Annotated in this window: 13 protein-coding genes and 1 pseudogene; 3 read left to right on the top strand and 11 right to left on the bottom strand. The window is 64.4% G+C overall.

From position 1 onward, the window contains the following. The first annotated feature begins 268 nt into the window (after positions 1-268). On the top strand, positions 269-964 hold the full coding sequence (locus ACLP4W_RS03410) for an LpqN/LpqT family lipoprotein (protein WP_442384138.1): 696 nt from the start codon (positions 269-271) through the stop codon (positions 962-964). 618 nt (positions 965-1582) lie between these two features. Then, positions 1583-2509, top strand: a complete 927-nt coding sequence (locus tag ACLP4W_RS03405; protein WP_442384136.1) for a type 1 glutamine amidotransferase domain-containing protein — start codon at positions 1583-1585, stop codon at positions 2507-2509. 226 nt (positions 2510-2735) lie between these two features. Here the strand turns inward: ACLP4W_RS03405 and ACLP4W_RS03400 are convergent, their stop codons facing one another. Both ACLP4W_RS03400 and ACLP4W_RS03395 read right to left on the bottom strand, forming a co-directional pair. Further along, complete coding sequence (locus ACLP4W_RS03400) at positions 2736-6392, bottom strand: nSTAND1 domain-containing NTPase (RefSeq protein WP_442384133.1); 3657 nt, start codon at positions 6390-6392, stop codon at positions 2736-2738. Further along, positions 6389-7756 (bottom strand): TIR domain-containing protein, encoded by a 1368-nt coding sequence (locus ACLP4W_RS03395; RefSeq protein WP_442384131.1) that lies wholly within the window; start codon positions 7754-7756, stop codon positions 6389-6391. Before ACLP4W_RS03395 ends, ACLP4W_RS03400 begins: the two co-directional genes overlap by 4 nt. Positions 7757-8387: 631 nt before the next feature. On the opposite strand from ACLP4W_RS03395, the pseudogene ACLP4W_RS03390 reads away from it, so the two are divergent. Further along, positions 8388-8757: pseudogene (locus ACLP4W_RS03390) on the top strand (alpha/beta fold hydrolase); the annotation flags it as partial. 329 nt (positions 8758-9086) lie between these two features. On the opposite strand, the gene ACLP4W_RS03385 reads toward ACLP4W_RS03390, so the two are convergent. The 9 genes from ACLP4W_RS03385 to ACLP4W_RS03345 all read right to left on the bottom strand — a co-directional run bounded on the left by ACLP4W_RS03385 (position 9087) and on the right by ACLP4W_RS03345 (position 16293). After that, positions 9087-9713, bottom strand: a complete 627-nt coding sequence (locus ACLP4W_RS03385; protein ID WP_442384129.1) for a LysM peptidoglycan-binding domain-containing protein — start codon at positions 9711-9713, stop codon at positions 9087-9089. Positions 9714-10152: 439 nt separating this feature from the next. Next, a complete protein-coding gene (locus ACLP4W_RS03380; protein ID WP_442384127.1) occupies positions 10153-10404 on the bottom strand; it encodes a hypothetical protein in 252 nt (83 codons plus the stop codon). A gap of 185 nt (positions 10405-10589) precedes the next feature. Next, the gene (locus ACLP4W_RS03375; RefSeq protein ID WP_442384125.1) at positions 10590-10715 is read right to left on the bottom strand and encodes a hypothetical protein; all 126 of its coding nucleotides are present in this window, start codon (positions 10713-10715) and stop codon (positions 10590-10592) included. Between the two features lie 558 nt (positions 10716-11273). Then, positions 11274-11483: a hypothetical protein gene (locus ACLP4W_RS03370; protein WP_442384123.1), complete on the bottom strand. Its 210-nt coding sequence runs from the start codon at positions 11481-11483 to the stop codon at positions 11274-11276. A 208-nt stretch (positions 11484-11691) separates the two neighbouring features. Next, positions 11692-12114: an ester cyclase gene (locus ACLP4W_RS03365; RefSeq protein ID WP_442384121.1), complete on the bottom strand. Its 423-nt coding sequence runs from the start codon at positions 12112-12114 to the stop codon at positions 11692-11694. A 63-nt stretch (positions 12115-12177) separates the two neighbouring features. Then, positions 12178-13059, bottom strand: coding sequence for an FAD binding domain-containing protein (locus tag ACLP4W_RS03360; protein WP_442384119.1), 882 nt, complete (start codon positions 13057-13059; stop codon positions 12178-12180). Next, entirely contained in the window at positions 13059-15461 is a 2403-nt protein-coding gene (locus ACLP4W_RS03355; RefSeq protein WP_442384117.1) for a xanthine dehydrogenase family protein molybdopterin-binding subunit, read from the bottom strand. Before ACLP4W_RS03355 ends, ACLP4W_RS03360 begins: the two co-directional genes overlap by 1 nt. Continuing rightward, complete coding sequence (locus ACLP4W_RS03350; protein WP_442384115.1) at positions 15458-15817, bottom strand: hypothetical protein; 360 nt, start codon at positions 15815-15817, stop codon at positions 15458-15460. The genes ACLP4W_RS03355 and ACLP4W_RS03350 overlap by 4 nt, the downstream gene beginning before the upstream one ends. Next, a complete protein-coding gene (locus ACLP4W_RS03345) occupies positions 15814-16293 on the bottom strand; it encodes a (2Fe-2S)-binding protein (RefSeq protein ID WP_442384113.1) in 480 nt (159 codons plus the stop codon). The genes ACLP4W_RS03350 and ACLP4W_RS03345 overlap by 4 nt, the downstream gene beginning before the upstream one ends. Positions 16294-16519 lie beyond the last annotated feature (226 nt).

Below are 16519 nucleotides of genomic sequence, written 5' to 3'. Positions count from 1 at the left end.
ACTCACCGGAGGCCTCCTGATCTGCAACTGTGGCTCTACCGGAGCGAGTGTTCACCCGCCACCGGCAACCCACGTCCGATTGCAGCCCGAGGCCTTCGGCCTCAAGTCGCCTCCATACCGTCTAGGCCCGCGGTCGCGAAAACCGTAGGTAATTCCAATCAGGTTCCGATCGGACACCGCTAAGCTCCGCGGCGATTTAGCTTCCGTCGCACGTTTGCCGACCGTATGCTGCGCCACAGACCCCGGACGACAGGAGACACCAACCCCGATGAAGAAACTGACGGCAGCCACCGCTGTGGGCATCACCGGCGTCGCGCTGAGTGTCGCGCTGGTTGGCTGCGGCTCCAACACCAAGACCGAGACGAAGACGTCCACGTCGACGTCGATCGCCACGACCGCATCCACGGCCGCACCGACCACTTCAGCCCAGGCCGCCGGCCCCAATAAGACGATCCAGGACTACATCAAGGAGAACCAGATCGTCGAGACGCCGGTCCACCCCGGCGATCCCGGCTCTCCTACCATCAACATCCCGGTCCCGCCGGGGTGGTCAAACGCCGGCCCGAGCACACCGCCCGGGGCCTACACCGCGATGGTTTACGACCAGCCACAGGTGCCAAACGACCCCCCGCGCATTACCGCGATCGTCTCTAAGCTCACCGGCAACGTCGACCCGGGGCAGATCCTCACCTACGCGCCGGGCGAGGAGAAGAATCTGCCGGGCTTCCAGGCGGCCGACAACGGGAACACGAACCCCATAAGCGGTTTCAATGCCTTCTCACTGGCCGGTACCTACATGAAGGACGGCACGAAGCGCGTCATCGGACAGAAGACGGTGGTGATCCCCGGTCAGGACGGCGTGTACGTACTCCGGATGACCGCCGACGCTCTCGACGGCGACCTGAGTACGGTGATGGACGCCATCACCAAGGTCATCGACCCACAGACCACCATCGCCTTTTGACGACGCCGTCGTCCGCCCGCCAGCGGAAGGTCGAGTGTTTCTGGCATTGTCAGTATTCCCGCCAAGCTCATGCTCGGCGTGTCAGACCAAGAAAAGATCCACCGTTCAAACAGTGCCGCGAGGTCAGAAAGTGACCGCACACGCAGATGCGATTCACTCGGGCAAAGCTGATTCCCTTTCACGGCGGCCCTTCGGCGGCGATCGAGCCCTGAGGAAAAGCCGCTATGGGCCGCGTTAACTAGTCTAGTCTCTGTTCATGACGGTGCCCGGTGATCTCTTCGACCGGTGTGACCCAGACCCAATTCGGCGGGCAGGCAGTTTGGGCGCACCTACCAGTGGTGCATCAAGCATGACCCGGTCTATGCGCGCGAGTTCTCTGATACCGACGAGGCGGCATACGACGACCCCCAATACGGTCAGGTCGTCGCGGTCTTCGCGGGCCGTGGCGGCGCCGGAGCGTCGATGTTCGACCCCGCCCTGGCACAGACGGCGCCGGATGCGGGCGCCAGTCTCGCGGCTCGGGTGCACGCGACGAAAGATTGAGTTTCGATCCATGCGCTTCACGAAACGCTGGCACGAGCCCAGGATGGCTTCCCGCACCCACCGACGGAGGCTCTCGTGAAGATATCGAAGCTGCTCTTGTCGCTCGCGATGTTGCTCGTGTTGTCCGCCGGCGCCCTCGGGGCGTTCACCACCGGTTCCGGCGTGCCATCGGCGCGAGCCGTATCTGCCAAGCGCGCGCTGTTCGTGGTCTCCAACATCAGCGACATCCCCTCGCCGGGGGGCGGCCAGCGCGCCTCGGGCGTCTGGCTCAGCGAGGTCACGGACCCGTACTGGGCGCTGCATGACGCCGCCGCGCCGCAGTTCACGATCGATCTGGCGAGCCCCAACGGCGGCCCGTCGGCGATCGACGGATTCAGCGTGAAGCTGAGCATCGACGACTGGCGCCGCACCGGCGTTACGGACTCCGGGAATCCGAGCAACGAACGCTTCCTCTCCGATCCCGAGACGCGCGACCTCGTCCAGATCGACGCCGTGCCGCAGGCCGACGGCACTGTGCAGCAGCGCTACTCGTTCCGCGACACGCTGCCGCTCGCGAGCGTGAACGCGGCCGACTACGACGTGGTGTTCTTCGTCGGCGGGAACGCCGCGATATTCCAGTTCGTCAACGACGAGCACGTCTACGGCGCAGCGAGCGCCGCGTACGACGCCGGCAAGCTGGTCAGCGCGGTGTGCCACGGCACGTCGGCGCTCCTCGAGGCGAGGCTTCCCGATGGGCGGTACCTGGTCGCGGGCCGGCGCGTTACCGGGTTCTCGAACGCCGAGGAGGACATGCTCGGCCAGCGCGCGGTGACGCCGGTCCTCCTCGAGAACGAATTCCCGCTGCGCGGCGCCACCTACACCGCCGCGGCGCCGTTCACGGAGCACGTCGCGGTGGACGGCCGCCTGATCACTGGCCAGCAGCCAGCGTCGGGGCACGCCGTCGGCGAGGCGATCGTCGCCTACTTCGCCAAATCGGCGGGCGCCGCCGTGGCCGCGGCGTGATTCGCGCTTGGTCTTCGGCCAATAGCAGTTGGCGCAGCGTGCGATACAGTCATTGGGATCGCGCGCATCGCGCCGATGCACAAACTGCCCATTGGTCAAATTGCCCGTCCTACGCGGTATCGGTTTCGCTTTCGGTCACGCAATTGGCCAAGAATTTGGCGAATCTGCCTCGTTTCTGACATAAAGCCTGAGACGGATGCGCGTCGGCCATGTACGGCTCTGGAAATCAAGAGGCGCGTGGTTTGCTCGGGCACAACTCGGTGTTTGAGATATCGGGCGAAATCCAATTTTTCCACTGCGCGTCGCTCGGATTCGAGACCACCTTGTCGCACAGTGCGTCCGCCCAGGCGGCCGGCGCTGGCAGCTGCCATATTCCGCCACCACTGAACGGTGGATCGCCGTTAGGGGACCATCCGGTGGCAGTGAAGTAGAGACGATGTCCGTCGCGGCTGAAAGTCACAGCATCCACAACGCCGAGAGCCGTAATATCGACCCCCTCGCCGACTGGGTCGCCGGAAGCGCTGTCCCAAAACCGCAGCGCCCTGTCCGCGCCGACGGAGACCAGATAGCGGCCGTCAGGACTGTATTCAACGTAAGTGACATTATCGTTGTGGCCCGTCAACGTCCGGACAGGTTCGCCGCTCTCCGCATCCCACTGCCGGATCGTACGGTCAAAGCGTTGCCGCGTCGCGATACGTCGGCCATCATGACTGATCGACATGCCGTTGAAGAGATCGCCTGCTCCGCCGATCGGCTTGCCGATCGCGTGCCCGGTCACTGGGTCCCAGATCCGGATGGAGGTAATGCTGCGCGAATACAGCCGGCGCCCGTCGTCGCTGAATGCGAGCTCTTGGACGTCATCTTCGTGCCCCGTCATTGGCTGCCCGATCGGCCGCCCGCTTCGCCAGTCCCAAAGCCGGACCGTCTTGTCGTCGCTCGCCGAAGCAAGCACCTGCCCATTCGGGCTGAACGCCACCGCGTTCACCCGCCCGTCGTGTCCTTTGATGGGTTCGCCGTAGAGTCGCCCGTTCGACGTGTCAATGACGCGGACGTTGTTGTCGGGGCCGGGAACAGCGAGCCAGAGGCCATCGGAGCTAACGTCGTATCGGGTCATCCCGCGGACCGCGTCAGAAGTGATAATCGACCCGATTTGTTGACCCGTGTCGGGGTCTAAATAGCGCAAAGTTCCGTTGCTGGTCACGACGATCCGCGGATCACCGTGCTGGGGGGCTTCGAGGCTATAGCCGATCTCGCCGAGCATAAACTTGGGGGCCAGCTGAGCGGCCTTGCTGCCGCCGGTCTCTTCCGGTAGCTGGTCGTAGGGATGATCGGCGTTCGATATCTCGCAGGTGTCACCCGAGCACGAAACGATCCGTTTTCCTCCTTCGGTGAATGCCACCTGCGTTACGGAATCCGCGAAGGTGAAAGAATTGCCGATCGGCTGGCCGGTGTGCGCGTCCCACAGCCGGACCGTCTTGTCGCTGCCGCCGGTCGCGATCAGTTTCGCGTCGGGGCTGAACGCCAGAGCTTTGATGTCTCCGTAGTAGTTTCCGAAGACCGCCGTCCCGACCACCGCGCCGCTATCGGCATTCCACAGCCGCAGCGGGGAACCGGCATAGGAATTCCAGCCGCGGACGGTGTGGCCCCCCGCGGCGATGGTGTGGCCGTCGGGGCTGAATGCAACGCTGAGGACAGCGTCGTTGGAGCCCAGCCGTGGGTCGCCGCCGCGCAGCGGCCCGCCGATTTTCGCTCCGCTGTCGGCATCCCACAGCCGAACGGTGTTGTCCGCACCGGCCGACGCCAGCCGATGCCCGTCTGGGCTGAACACCAACGCGGTCACTGCATGGTCGGGGCCCGCAAGGGCGCCTCCGATCTGCCGGCCTGTCTGGACATCCCACAGTCGCAAGATGCCGAGACCGTCAGCCGCAGCAACTCGGCGCCCGTCGGCGCTCACCGCGCCAGGGACGGCCAACGTCTTGCTGCCTGTCATCGGAAGACCTACCGGCTGGCCAGCAGCAGAGTCCCAGACGCGGATCACCATGTCCTGACCGTGTTGATCGACCATTGCGGCATAACGCCCATCCGCGCTGATCGCCGTCAGCAGTCCAGGCTTTCCGAACGGTTCGCCGACAGGCTGCCCCGTCTGGGTGTTCAGCAGCTTGATTCCGGAGGGTGAGTAGACGGCGACCCGTGAACCGTCGCCGCTGAGAATTCCCTTTCCGTCGATGATCTTTCGCAATCTTGGCCTGTCTTTCAGCGCGGTCAGTAGCGCGCCAATGTCGGGATCGGCCGGGATACGCTGCGCCGCAAGCAGTTGGTCGATAGCCCTCAGTTCGCTGCCGGGCTGACCGCCACTCAGCATCGCCAAAGCTTGCGAGGTTAGCCGCTCGGCGAGAGCCTCACGACTGCGAATGTCGGCGGCTTCACGCGCGAGTTTGGCCGAACGCGAGTTCTGCCACCCCCACACCGCTAGGACGCCCGCCGCGACGCACACTATTGCCAGCACGGCTGATAGCCACCTGAGTCGCCGTCCGATGCGCCGCTCGCGATCGAGCTCCGCCTGACGCTGCGCGGCTGCTTGCCGTTCCTCCTCTACGCGGGCCGCCAGCGCCGCTGTCTCCTCTTCCGCGCGATGCCGGTCGCGGTGTTCGCGTACGACGCGCGTTAGCACATCGTGCGTCAGTTCAATCCGTTGCGCGCCATCGCGGTCGTCGAGCCGTAGCAGCCGCGAGGAAATTAGTTGCGCGAGTTCATCCTTGGTGAGATGCGTCGGCACCGCGTCTTCGCGGATGAAGCTGTCGCGGAACCCCTTCTCGCTGATCAGCTCAGATTCGATGAAGCGCGCGACGCGCGGCGGCAGATCATCCACACACGACGAATAGTAGTTCGACAGGATGTCGCGCTCGGCTTCCTCGACAAGCCGCTCATCGAACTGCAGCTGCCCGCGCCGCTTTCGCTCCTCATTGAGCTCGCGGCAGAACAAACTAAGCAGCGCGGGTTCGACTTCTGCAGAGCCAAGTTCATCACCAGGATGGACGGCATCTGTCGAGGCGGTATCGCGGCCAGGGTGCAGGTCCTCGCCTGCGATGATGCCTACCACCCGGCGCGCCAGCTCGTCCGTCATCAGGTGCGCAGCCGGTTTTTGCACCGCATCAAGGGCGTCGTCTGCGCGCAAACGACGCAGCCGCACCCGCGAGCGTCCCAGCGCAGGAATAAGCTGGCGCCATCCTTCGAGCTCGGGAAGAAAATCTTCCCGCAAGCTGATCAACAACCTGTAGTTGCGCGACCGCAAGTTGAATCGTTCAGCCACGGCCCCGTCGTTATCGATTCGCGCGGCCAGATCGGCGGGAATGCGGTTCTCGGCCAAGTCACCAAGGTCATTCCTGAATCCCCGGACGAGATCGGGAACCCGCTCACCGAGCGTAAAGAGCTCTTCGAACTGGTCGAGGACAATCACCGGCGTGAGCGGATAGTTGTGCGTACTCCATAGCGCAAAGTCGGCCCGATGCAGGTATTCCCAAAGAGATTCCTCATCCAACGGCAGCATCGCATCGGCCACGTCCGCCCGGATTGAGTCGCGGACAGATTGATGTAGCTGACGAGTCAGTGGCGCCGCACCCGGCTGGAGCTCGAAGCGCGCGTAGACCGGCAGAAAGTGACGGTCGCGCAGCAAGGGGAACAGGCCCGCTCGCAGCAGCGACGTCTTGCCGAGGCCGGACCGTCCGTACAAGACCGTGACCGGGGCGTCGAGCACGTGCCTCAGCAAAGATTCGGCTTCACGGCCGCGCCCGTAGAAGAACGCGTGCGCATTTTCCTCAAAGGATTCGAGCCCCGGCCACGGGTTCTCGTCGTCGAGCTGTATGGCCGTCGTTGCATGGATCATGCTGCGTCGAGCCGCATGGCACGGATTTCGGTGGTCAGCATCGCGAGCAGCTCCGCATCCGGGTCACCTCCAGGCGCGCGACCAAACTGCAAGCGCCCGAAGTCATCTGGAATCTGCCGGTATCGACTCGGGTCGCCCTTGTAATTCTCGTCGATAACCACAGGCACGATGAATCGCCGACGTGGAATAGAGCGCGATCGATCTACCGCCTCCATCCACTCTCTGAAAACGTAGCCTTCCTCCGCCCGCTCCGTGTTCGCGGAGATGATCGGGACGAACAAGCGGACAGTTCGGCGGATCCCGGTCAAAATCTCCTGCTCCCACGCATCGCCTGGACTTAGCCGCCGCTCGTCCAGCCACACGACGTCCCCGCAGAGGTCGGTGATCGCGTCGCACAGCCGCCGGGCAGCGTCCACATCCTCACGCATATAGCTGATGAAGATCGTCGGCGGGGCCGGAGGAGGTGGAATGGGGACATCTGGAGCGTCCGGGGGCCTCTTCGGGGTTTGTTCGTCCCAGCGGGCACGCAACTCCGCAACAAACGCTGCTGGTTCCATCTCCAGCTGCTGGACCAGCGACTTACGGCAATACGTTTTGAAGAAATTCGACAGCGACGGTACCTGCGCGGTTGAGGAGCCGACGAAGAAGAACTGTTTGCGCTCAAGCGACAGACGCATACTGCTCGACGAGCGCAGGAGAAACCGCCCGAGCCAGTCGGGAATCTCGCAGCCAACGAACAGCATCGGGTTATGCCTCAGCGGATAATCAAGCCAGTAGGGAAGGCCCGACGCATCTCTGAACGCGTGCAGCCACTCCAGCCGATCCTCCTCGTGGATCGCATACTCGGGAGTGGAGGCGGCTTTACCAAACAGACTGAGAACGACGGTATCGCTTGGCGCAGCCGGCTGCGCATTTCCCACCTGTTCGCTCGTGGACTTACTCGTGGAAAACGCGAGCTCACGAGTTACCGGCCTACCCTGGAAACGAACCTGGTTGACCGCCTGCGCGAGCAGCCGGTCGGGCGTCGTACTCACGAAGAAGCGCAAGTCATCGATCGCGGCCAGGTTACAGAGCGGGGCGCCAGGCTCCGGATATTCCTTGATGATGTCGTAAATCACGCGATACAACCGGTCATCCTGGCCGCGCTCGCGCAGGAACTCGGCCACCGCTTCGCCCATGGTAGTTATCCCAGACGACACGGTCAGGTCATACTTTTCAGCGAGGCGTTGGCCGATGAGCGTATTGAACGTCTGTTCGGCGTCGCCGACCTTGACCACATTCAAGTCAGGTCCCACAACCGGCACCAACACCTGCTGCCGGATATGCGCGAGAAGATCCTCCCAGAAATCGTCGTTCACGCCCATGCGCCCGCTCCTGATTGCGCCAGGTAACCACCAGTGCCGCGAGGGTAGCGCAGCGCCAATGCGAAATGGACGTAATCCGTGAGACCTGCGGGTGACGCGCGGTCTTCGCGTTGCCGCTTCAGCCATGTCTGTAACGCCGCCGCTTGCACGCTGTCGCGGCTGGAATGGCCCAGAAACATCCTCGGCATAAAGCTATGGTGCACGTTGACGCGGCCGAGCGGATGAGTATTGGACTACTTTAATTCGCCTCGATGAGCGATCAGCGCCGGATACATACGCCGGCGATGGCGCTAGTGAACATTCGCTGCAGCCGGGTGCTCGTCGGTCATCAGCCGTGCTCATACCGCGGCGGCACACGAGCTGGACGTGCCGCGAGTGCGGCGCTGTGGTGTATGCGCCGGCGATCGGCGCGGACTGCCGGGTGCTGCACGGCGCGGCTGCGGTGCGATAGCCCGTCAACCGAATTCGTCCCGACGACCCGATCCGCATGGGGAACAAATCGACGCACGCGCTCAGACACCAGCGACCAATGGCGCGTGCGCAGAACATCATGCACGTGCCTACCAAGAACGAACCCGAAGAACACGGCCAGCGCGGCCAAACCCGCGACAATCGACTCCATCGCCGCTGTAAGTCACCGCGCGGCGCGGAGCTGTGGAGCGCCTACTCGTCGCTGTCGGATCGTCAAACGCGGCAGTCGTTCTTGCGCACGCTGCGCTCGGTCGTCGACTACCGGGATCAGGCGGTGAGTGCGCTGAATCGGCTGCAGTTGCAGTTGGAATTGCCGGTGATGGCGATCTGGGGCGAGAAGGACAACATCATTCCCGTCGAGCATGCTTACGCCGCCCAGGCCGCGCGCCGGGGCAGCCGTCTGTGAAGTGCTGCCGAGCGTCGGACACTTCGCTCAGGTCGAAGCACCGACGAAGGTGGTGGACCTGATCGAGGACTTCATGGCCACCACCAGTACCGCCGAGATTCCCAGCCAGCAGCCGAGCTCCTAGGATCCCGCCGAATCACGGGCGCCTTCAGGTCAGTTGGAATCGCGCATGGCCGGTCCGAGCTGCGGTCGACGAGCTCCAACCGATCGACTTCACACTGAAGCGCATCGCGAAGAATGCTGATATCAAATCGGCGGTCTCCAGCGGGATCATCGGCGCGACACTACCCGCGAGAGTTCCTCGCGCGGGCACCAGATCTATAGGGCCGGAAATGACGGGCTTACCTGGGTTCACGGGATAAAGCCTGGGCCTGGGTTCGCGGGATAACGCCAGCCCCGGTTAACCTCGTGTGCTCCTGCCCGCCGACGGAGGCGTTGGCCTCGACCTGTCGGCTAATCCAGCGACGGGAAGTAAACGGTCTGCCCAACCTTGATGCGGTTCCAATCGGCGATGTGGTTGGCCGCCGCCACTAGCGTCATCAGGTCCAGCGTCCGGCCATCCGCATGGTCGCCGTAGTTGTCCTTCGTCAGCTTCCAGAGCGTGTCCCCGGCGACCACGGTGCGCCGCCGATTCAGGCGCGGCTGGATCAACACCTGGCCAGGTTGGGGGTCTTGGTTCACCATCTGGTTGGCGATCGCAATGATCCGCCACAGGTGTGCCTCGCCGTACCAGCGGTCGGCCAGCTCCTCCCACGTTTCGCCGAGAGCCACCGGGTGCTGGCCGGGATTCGCGAGGTCGGGGATCACCAGCCACTCGCCGACGATGAGGTCGCGCTGAGCGACGCCGTTCGGGATCTCGAAAACCTCGCTCATCGTCTCGTCCTGGTAATAGTGCACAGCCAGCTTTTTTTTCGTGTCGCCGGCGGCGACCCGATGCCGAAACGTGACGTCGGGGATTTCGAGCATCTGGCCGAGCAGGATGTGGCCACCGATCACCGGATACAGACGTCCGTCGCCGTAGAAGCGCTCGGCCAGTCCCCACCGTGAGTCACCCTCGACGACTTGATACTTCTTGCTCATGCGTGGTGCCCTTCTGCTGCATGCGTCGCCGCGGGCGGCGACGCACAGAAAGTGTCCGCCAACAGGCGCGCCCGGTCACGAGTAGTGCACTACCTCATGCGGCGGGCTGACAAAATGCAGCCACGCGCGAAGTCGTCAGCAATCGTCGCGGGCGTCTCGGCGCTTATCCACCACACACAACGTCAAAGTCACTTGCGAATTTGTGGGCGTACTCGATAGCCAGCTGAGTGTTTCCGACACCTCTGAGGCTAGACACCGAGTGACACGGGCCGTCAAGGCTTCGCCGGCTGTCGGGCGTTGGGCCATCATGGGAAGGGGTTTCCGGGGGTTAAGGACGTACTTGTTGAAAACACGCGCGGCGTCCTTGACCCGATGTGGTTGGGCTTTCTGCCCGCGGCGGCCCCGGTGGACACGATTACCCTCACTTCCGCGGTCGTGCCTATCTGTGCGCCGGGAGTAGGCCATCGCGGCGTGCACGGCCGATGTTGGCCATGACGCGTTCCAATAACGCGTTGTAGGCGCCCCCGTCGTTGACGATGTCGATCAGCCCATGGTGCCGGAGGTAGGCGTCGACGCGTCGGTCGATCGGCCAGTCCGCGTAGATCTTTCCGCTGAACTCAGAACCGAGAAATTTCCATGCGATGGCGTCCAGCTTCCGTTTTCTCAGCTCGACGTGGCCGGCCGTTGTCATCGCAATCCCTCTCGGTCGTGCTTTACGCCTTCAAGTCTGCTCGCTAGACACGTCTGCAACACGAGTACCCCGCTACGCGACTTCACACGGCAGACTGAAAACCCTTTTTCAGAAGTCCCCATCGCTCGTGTTTCGCTAAACCGAGATTAGGGCCGTACATCTGCCCGGAGATAGGGCGGCGTTCGCTAGTCGTAGAAGTGCCGGTCGTACGTCCACTGCTCGAGCCACGCCTGTAGGCTCTGTACGCCCACGGCGAAGATCACCAGCGCCACCAATGCACAAATTGTCACCAGGGCGTCTAACGTGTTCATGGTCTGCTCATCTCGCGTTGCACCCAGGAGCGCTCGAGGGAACTCGACCGCGATGGGTAGTGCCGCCGTGGTGGTGTCTCCATCGAGGGCGGCAACGTCTGGTCGACCGCCGACACCACAAAACGAGTCGCCTTGGTCCACCAGGTAAGGCTCCCTGGCCGCGCCTGCACGGCGCCGTGGTTCCTAGGACCACTTCTTGCTCGGTAATGAGAACGGGTTTCGGGGAAGGTGTTTCGACCGCGAGCTCGTGATGACTTAGCGCTTGCAGCGTTGCGGCGGACGCCTCGTGTGATTCGGTCATTTCGAGTCTCCTCGCCGTGGCTCTTGCTGTCTGCATCGAGCGGCTATCGATGCGAGAAACGTACTGCCGGGAATGCCCGAGGAGCACGAGTAACGGATTACCCAACTTCTGCAAGGTGAGGTACTCACCGTTCGTGCCGCGCGCGAGCCGACGCGACGAGGGCGCTCGGCGATCTCACGGTGGACAGGCCCTGAGCGATGAGATTGGCGAGCTTGCGTCCGCGCGTGTGCTCAAAGGGAGCGGCTGGGCGGTCAGGATCAGGGCGGGAGCCTTGACGTTGCCCCAACGGCGGCGAGCCGGTGTGCCGTCGCCGCTGCTGCTTCCACGGTGCGTCGGCGATCACCCGCGCGGCTGAACAAAACGCCCGCCTTGGCGGCGGCGTCGGCGGTCGGCAGTAGAGCGCCGATCTGCTCAAACTGTTCGGCCGGCGAGTACACCGCCGCGGCGTCGCGGTCGTACGATTCCACGACCCAGCCCACCACTTGATCGCGAGGATCCTGATGCGCTGCAGGCTGCGCGTCACCGAAGCGCTCCCGCTGCCTGCCGTGCCTCGTCGCCGACGCGGGCGGCGCACCATTTCAGCGTTACTGCAACCTCATCGCCGAACACCGGCAAGGCACCGGCGAACGCTGGGCCGCCGGGACTGCTGGCTTGTTCCCGCGCCCGGCGGCGCCTCTACTCGGGGATGACGCCGAGCTGCTTGAGCATGCCCAGCGTGTCCTCGGAGATATGGTCCTCCACGATCTTGCCATCGCGGATGGTGAACATGCTCATGGCGCCGACGTCGATGGCCTTGCCGGTCGGAGGGGCACCGAAGAACTCGCCGGTGTTGGTCCCCACGCCCCTCCACCGGACCGCGACCCGGTCATCCTCGGCGATTACGTCCTCGGTGATGATCGTGAGGTCGGGGAAGCCGACCCGGAAGGCCATGAACAGCTGCTTCACCGGTTCCAGTCCCTGCAGCGATCCGCCCGGCGCGCTCGGGTGGTAAACGGTGATGTCCTCCGCCATCACCTCGCCTGCGGCGTCCCACTTGCCCTTGCCCACGATCTCATTAAGAAAGCGGTCTGCGACAGCCTTGTTCTCCGCTATGCCCATGCCCTTAGTCCTTTCGCCTTGAAGAAATCCATCGGTGCATACTGCTTACTGGAACGACTCGGATTACTCCCAGCGGAATCCGGCATCCTCGGCCGCCCGCACCAGCGCCCGCTCGGCCAGGACCGACGCGAGGTGAACCCGGTACTCGCCCGACACGAACAGGTCGGTCACACCCGTTCCGGCATGACTGGTCTTGAGGGCGGCCGTCGCCAGCGTGGCGTGTGAGGGCGTGGTGCCCTCGACCGCCGCCTCGACGTCGCGCAGGCGGGTCGGGCGTTCGAACACGCCGGTGACCGCCACCCGGCACTGGCCGACGAGGTTGTCGCTGGTCCGCACCACCCGGACGGCCACGGCGGCGACGGGGTAGAGGGTGGCGTGGTTCCTCTGCTTTTCGTAGGCGCTGCCCGACATCGGCGGGAAGGCAATCTCGACCCCGGTAATGATCTCGACCGGGTCGAGCGCCGTCGCCGGCCCGCTGAGCAGGTCCTCGGCACTGATCGTCCGTGGGCCGGCCGGTCGGATGGTGTGCACCTGTGCTTCCAGGGCCAGGGCCACGGCGGCCAGGTCGGCGGCCGGGTGGCGCGACGCCAGCGTGCCGCCGACCGTGGTGCAGTTGCGCACCTGAGCGTCGCCGACGCTGGCGATCGCCTCGTCGAGGGCCCGCAGGTGACCGCCGAGCTTCGTGTCGCCGGCCAGTTGGTTGAGCGTGGCCATGGCGCCGATGCGTACCTTGCCGGTGGTGTGGTCGACTGAGACCGTGCCCAGGCCGGGGACCTTACGGAGGTCGACCAGCATCGGAGGGGCCGTCCGACCGGCCTTCATGTCGGGCACCAGGTCGTGGCCTCCCGCCAGCAGCCGGGCCCCGGGGTGTCCGCCGAGCGAGGCCAGCGCTTCCTCGAGGCTGGCCGCCGCGGTATAAGTGAGTGCGGGGACGTAGACGCCCATCAGGCAGCCCCTCCGTTCGACCGGGCCGCCGACTGCTGGCCGTTCCCCTGCAGGATCCGCCACAGCTTCTCCGGTGTGTACGGCATGTCGACATGCTTGACGCCCAGGTCGGAAAGGGCATCCACCACCGCGTTGCCGATGGCGGCCGCGGCACCCACGGCGCCGATCTCGCCCGCGCCCTTGGCGCCCAGGGGGTTGTGCTGCGTCGGCGTGACCGTCCGTTCGATGTTGAATTCCGGAAGGTCGGAGGCCCTCGGGATGGCGTACTCGGTCAGGTTGGCCGTCAACAGGTGACCCTGGTCGTCGTAGATGGCCCGTTCGAACAGGGCCTGGCCCACGCCGTGGGCGATGCCGCCGTGAATCTGGCCGTTGATCACCATGGGGTTGGCGACCTCGCCCACATCGGTGACCGCAACGAAGTTGACCAGGTCGATCTCGCCGGTCCTCTCGTCGATCTCCACCGTGGCGACATGGGCTCCATAGGGGAAGTTGAACTCGGGCGGGTCGAAGAACGTAGTGACGTCCCAGTTGGGCTCCATGCCGGTAGGCAGGTCCCATCCGTACCACCCGGCGATCGCGATCTCCTGCAGCGCCTTGCTTTTGTCCGGCGAGCCTCGGACCCAGGCCTTGCCGTCCTCATAGACGATGTCCTGCTCGTCCGCCCCGAGCATGTGCGCCGCCAGCTTGATGAGCTTCTCGCGGATCTGGGCGGCGGCATTGTGGACCGCCGGGCCGCACACGCTGAACGAGCGGCTGCCGTAGCTGCCCTGACCATAAGGCGCCGATTTGGTGTCGGAGTGCAGCACCTCGATGCGGGACATGTCGACCTGCAGCTCCTCGGCCACGATTTGCGCGAAGACGGTCTCATGCGACTGCCCATGGGGCGTCGAGCCGATCGAGACCGAGACATCACCGGTGGGGTGGAGCCGCACGTTGGCACTCTCCCAGGTGCCACCCAGCATTCCCTCCTTGGCCATCCGGGGTGACGGGCCGACCCCGCTGACGGCGACGAAGCAGCCGATTCCTATGCCGAGCCGCTTCCCGCGGCGGCGGGCGGCGGCCTTGAGCGCGGCCACGTTGGCGCAGTCGGCCATCTCCATGGCCTTCTCGAGCGCCGCTGGGTAGTTGCCGGAGTCATACATCCAGCCCAGGTGGTTGTCGAAGGGGAACTGCTCGGGTTGCACGAAGTTCTTCCTGCGGACCTCGGCCGGGTCCTTGCCGATCTCGGCGGCAAAACGGTCGACCAGGCGCTCGACCAGGAAGGTGGCCTCGGCTCGGCCCGATCCGCGTTGGGCGCCGAGCGGCACGACGTTGGTGAACGCCGCGTAGACCCCGCAGAAGGCGTGGGGGATTGCGTAGCACCCGGTCATGCTGCGGCCTATCATGGCCGTGGCCACGCCGGGACCGATGGTGGACGGGTAAGCTCCGAGGTTGGCGTAGCTGGTGCAGCGCATCGCGGTGATGGTGCCGTCGCTATTGCCGGCCAGCGTGGCGTGGATGTCGTGGTCCCGGCCCTGCACCGTGGACCGCATGAGTCCTTCCCTGGTGTCGACCCATTTGACCGGGCGTCCGAGCTCCTTGGACAGGAACAACACCAGCGCCATGTCGGAGTACAAATAACCCTTGGTGCCGAAGCTGCCACCGATGTCCGGCGAGATGACCCGCACCTTGTTGAAGGGCACGCCCAGCACCGCGTAGGCCAGCAGGAACCGGTGATTGTGGGTGCCCTGAGTGGAGGCGTACAGCGTGTACTCCTCGGTGTCGGGGTCGTACGTGCCGACCGCGCCGCGCGGCTCGATCGGGCTGTTGATGGTGCGCTGGTTGAGCATGGACTGACTGACGACGACGTCAGCCTCCGAGATCGCCCGGTCGGTGGCGTCCTTGTCGCCGCACGTCCAATACGCGTTGAGGTTGTTCGGGACCGCCTCGTGCAGCTGCGGCGCCCCGTCCTCGATGGCCTCCTTCGGAGTGGTGACCACGGGTAGCAGCTCGTAGTCGACGTGGATGGCGTCGAGGGCATCGTGGGCCTGGGCCCGCGTCTCGGCCACCACGGCCGCGACCGCGTCGCCGATGTAGCGGACCTTGTCCTTGGACAGGACCGGATTGGACGCCGGCAGTCCCGTCGGGTGAGGCGGGAAGTGGCTCTCCACCCCGCCGGGCACCCAGATGCACGGCAGCGGCATCATGTTGCCGAGGTCGTCGGCGGTGACAACGCGCACCACGCCAGGCAGCTTCAGGGCCGCCGACGGATCGATCCGCTTGATCATGGCGTGCCCGTGCGGGCTGCGCAGGATCGCCATGTGCAGCATGCCGGGAAGGTCGATGTCGGCGATGAACTTGGCATCGCCCCGCAGGAACCTCGGGTCCTCCGTACGCTTGATCTTCTCGCCGAAGACTTTCATCGCACACCTGTGAACTGCAGGCGAATCCGGCCGGACTCCAGCACCAGAGCGTCGAACGTCTTGATCACCCCGTGGTTTGACTCGACCGTGGCCTCGAACATCACAGTGTCTTCGGTCTCGGTGAAATTATCGGTCGAAATGACCCGCTCGATTGTCACCGAATTAAGAAATTGGTTGAAATACGCCTTGATCTGCTCCTTGCCGCTCACAATGTGATCGAAAGACACGATGACGGCGTTGTCGTGGTAGTGCTTTTCAACCAGGCTCTCGACATCCTTGTCGAGCAGGTACTTCACCTGTTCTTCGTAGAACCGCTTGCCCGGGGTGTCGATGACCATCTTGACGGGGCTGTTCATGATGTGACGGGGCTGTTCATGATGCGGGCTGCGTGCTGGACGGCCTGGACGCAGTACTGGTAGCCGGTGCAGCGACAGAGGTTGCCGTCGAGCCAGGCCCGGATCTGGGACGGGGGTGGATCGGCGTTGTGATGGTTCAGCAGGTCTGACATCGACATCAGCATGCCAGGGGTGCAGAACCCGCATTGCAGGCCGTGTTCCTGCCAGAATCCTTGTTGGAGCGGGTCGAGTTGGCCGTTGGTGGCCAGCCCCTCGACCGTAACGACCTCGGCGCCGTCGGCCTGGGCGGCCAGCACGGTGCAACTCTTGACAGAGATCCCATTGAGGGTGACGACGCAGGATCCGCACTGACTGGTGTCGCAACCCACCTTGGTGCCCGTCATTTTGAGCCGTTCCCGCAACAAATCCACCAAAAGCACCTGCGGCTCTATCTCAAGAGCGTGCTGCTGCCCGTTTACCGCAAGCGTTATTTGCATGTGGTTTTCCTCCCGCGCTGCGAAGCGCCCACGAAAGACGGCCGGGCCGTTTGCCAACCAACACTCGGGAATGCTACCCGCGATGGAGGCCGGGAATTAGTGATTCGCCCACTCTGCAGCCGGTCGTGAGAGGCACCATTGCCAGCCTCTGCCGGTACGCCAGGGTGATCCAGATCGTGGCCGCCGACTCGACCAGCGGGGCGTTGGCGAGGGCGCCCATGTCCGC

The sequence above is a fragment of the Mycobacterium sp. genome, assembly GCF_052145595.1.
In the GTDB taxonomy this organism is placed as follows: Bacteria; Actinomycetota; Actinomycetes; order Mycobacteriales; family Mycobacteriaceae; genus Mycobacterium.
This window is presented reverse-complemented; position numbering and strand designations above follow the sequence as displayed.

Coding starts and splice junctions, on each gene's coding strand:
- ACLP4W_RS03380 (WP_442384127.1), bottom strand. CDS start 10,404: ATGACAACGGCCGGCCACGTCGAGCTGAGAAAACGGAAGCTGGACGCC.
- ACLP4W_RS03345 (WP_442384113.1), bottom strand. CDS start 16,293: ATGCAAATAACGCTTGCGGTAAACGGGCAGCAGCACGCTCTTGAGATA.
- ACLP4W_RS03360 (WP_442384119.1), bottom strand. CDS start 13,059: ATGGGCGTCTACGTCCCCGCACTCACTTATACCGCGGCGGCCAGCCTC.
- ACLP4W_RS03355 (WP_442384117.1), bottom strand. CDS start 15,461: ATGAAAGTCTTCGGCGAGAAGATCAAGCGTACGGAGGACCCGAGGTTC.
- ACLP4W_RS03365 (WP_442384121.1), bottom strand. CDS start 12,114: ATGGGCATAGCGGAGAACAAGGCTGTCGCAGACCGCTTTCTTAATGAG.
- ACLP4W_RS03350 (WP_442384115.1), bottom strand. CDS start 15,817: ATGAACAGCCCCGTCAAGATGGTCATCGACACCCCGGGCAAGCGGTTC.
- ACLP4W_RS03400 (WP_442384133.1), bottom strand. CDS start 6,392: ATGATCCATGCAACGACGGCCATACAGCTCGACGACGAGAACCCGTGG.
- ACLP4W_RS03395 (WP_442384131.1), bottom strand. CDS start 7,756: ATGGGCGTGAACGACGATTTCTGGGAGGATCTTCTCGCGCATATCCGG.
- ACLP4W_RS03410 (WP_442384138.1), top strand. CDS start 269: ATGAAGAAACTGACGGCAGCCACCGCTGTGGGCATCACCGGCGTCGCG.
- ACLP4W_RS03375 (WP_442384125.1), bottom strand. CDS start 10,715: ATGAACACGTTAGACGCCCTGGTGACAATTTGTGCATTGGTGGCGCTG.
- ACLP4W_RS03385 (WP_442384129.1), bottom strand. CDS start 9,713: ATGAGCAAGAAGTATCAAGTCGTCGAGGGTGACTCACGGTGGGGACTG.